The following is a 2,119-nucleotide window of genomic DNA, read 5'->3' on the forward strand; positions in this document are numbered from 1 at the left end:
GATCGCCTCGACGTTGGCACGGAACCGCGCCTTCGCCCCGGACGGTGCGAGATCTTCCTGCGACGCCGGGACGAATCGTGACGCCAGCTCAGGAACCGGCGCGGATTCAGCGGTGGCTACTGGAGTTCGCGGAGGAAGCGGATCGTCGCCGCTTCCGTCAGCACCTCGGCGTTCGCCCGCAGGTACTCCCGCGGCGGCTCCGTCGCGACCAGGCCCTCCAGGAACGAGACCGGGACGGCCCAGTCCTTCGCCATCTGCTCCAGCTCCACCGAGGAGGGCATCAAGTCCGGGGAGTCCTGCATCCGCTCCGCCCAGGTCACCAGATTCTCGTCTGAGGGCCGGGTCTGCTCCCACTCCTCGCGGGCCTGATCCAGCGGCAGCTCCGGATCGTGGCTCCACACCAGCTGTGCCATCACGACCTCCTCCGCTGTTCTCCGCGCGGTCGCCAACCGGGCGACCTTCTCGGGATAAGTCTCCCTCGCCGGGTCCGTCCCTGCCAGTATCGCCTGCAGGTCCGACACCTCGGCCTCGACCTGCCGGCCCAGGCTCTCGAAGAACTCCGCCGGGTTCTCCAACGCCGCGTACCTGGCCGGCAGGTGCTGGTGCCAGTGGCTCGTCGCGAGCTGCCCGTACTTGTTCATCCGTGTTTCCTCCACCATCGTTCGCGTCGGTCGCTTCTCCGTCACGGGCGAGCGAGAGGGTCGCGTCCGCTGCGGTCTCACCGAGGCCCCACAGGTCGAACTCGAGCTGGCCCTCGTGCACCTTCGGCCCGCGCCGCCTGACCATCACAGGGCCCCCTCACCCGTCGACAGGGCGCGGCGCTTCATCGTGCGGTCGTTCGGCATGGGTGCTCCTATGGTTCGTCCTGACCGACAGGTGCGTTCTCGACATCACCGGTGGCGGGGGCGGGCCGTTCGAGAAGCCGCTCGATACCGGCCCGATCGGCACGCAGCTCTTTCGCGTCGCGGCGGACCGTCCACGCGCGCAGGCGGGTCACGATCGGCGGGGCGCTGCGCAACAGCACGAGCGCAGTGCCGAACGGCAAGGTCCTGATCGTGTCCGGCGGCATGATCGCCACCCGCCGGATCGACCGTTGTGCCGACCGGGAGCCGTGGTCGCCGACCGTTGTGGAGTCGGTGATCTCGTCGCGTTCGCCGATCAACGTCGACAGGTCGTTCAGATCCCGCGAGTTCGACGCGCCACCGAGGATGATCTTCACGATCGACGCGTCCCAGATCGCACTGGCCGCGTTCTCCGACCACTTCTCCCGTGCCTGCGCGAGCGACTGCAGCACGGGCACGGTGGTGATCCCGGTGCCGCCACCTTCGGCCATCAACGTCGGAAGGGACGGCAGCGGAGCCAGGTTGCCGACCTCATCGAGGGCCAGCAGCAGGGGCGGATCGAGGCGCGCCCCGGGGCTGGTGGCGGCGATGTGCCGGGCGGCCTCGACGAGGTCTTCCACGAAGGCCGCCACCAGCGCCGAGCTGTTGTTCGCGCCCGCACCGGTCGCCAGCAGATACAGCGTGCCCTTCGCGCGCAGGAACGACTCGGGATCGAACTGCTCGGCAGGCCCCGGTGAGACCGCGTCCAGCACTCGCGGGTCGGCGAGCGCGGCCAGCGCCAGGGAGACGCCTTGCCAGATCGAGTCGCGGGTGCGGGGGTCGGAGTCGATCATTGCCTGCAACGACTCCGCCCACCCGGCCGCCGCCCGGGGGTGGCCGACGAGGATCGCCACCGCATCGGCCGCCGCCGACGGGTCGAGGGTCCAGCGGAACAGTTCCGCCGGCTGCCGGTGGTCGAGAGCCGCAGCGTGTAGGAGGGCTTGCAGGGCTGTGCGGGTCTTGCCTTCCCAGAACCCGCCTCCTTCCACACCGCCTGCGGACAGGCCTGTGCCTGCGGCGAGTCCGGCGGCGCGGATCATCGCGGTCAGCGGGTCTTCGCAGCCGCGGATCGGTGACCATCGCAGCCCCGCAGGCAGGCCTTCGGCCAGGTGCTGCGGGTCGAACACCGCGACGGGCCCGATCGCCTGACGGGCGCGGAGGGTCGCGGTGAGGTTATCGGGTCGTGTCGAGGTGGTGACGACTGCGCCGGGTGCGTCGAGGATCATGTTGATCACCAC

General features: G+C 70.0%; 2 protein-coding genes. Both read right to left on the reverse strand.

The annotated features are described in order from the left end of the window. Window positions 1-116: 116 nt before the first annotated feature. Window positions 117-641 (reverse strand): hypothetical protein, encoded by a 525-nt coding sequence (locus tag DSP71_RS17580; RefSeq protein WP_036286729.1) that lies wholly within the window; start codon window positions 639-641, stop codon window positions 117-119. Window positions 642-853: 212 nt separating this feature from the next. Beyond that, window positions 854-2,119, reverse strand: a 1,266-nt coding sequence (locus DSP71_RS17585) for a type IV secretory system conjugative DNA transfer family protein (RefSeq protein WP_258546524.1), incomplete at its 5' end; no start/stop codon positions are given.

It is taken from the genome of Microbacterium sp. H6, from assembly GCF_003314775.1.
In the GTDB taxonomy this organism is placed as follows: domain Bacteria; phylum Actinomycetota; class Actinomycetes; order Actinomycetales; family Microbacteriaceae; genus Microbacterium; species Microbacterium oxydans.

Excerpts from the sequence above, each read along its gene's own strand:
- DSP71_RS17580 (WP_036286729.1), bottom strand. The coding sequence starts at position 641 with ATGAACAAGTACGGGCAGCTCGCGACGAGCCACTGGCACCAGCACCTG.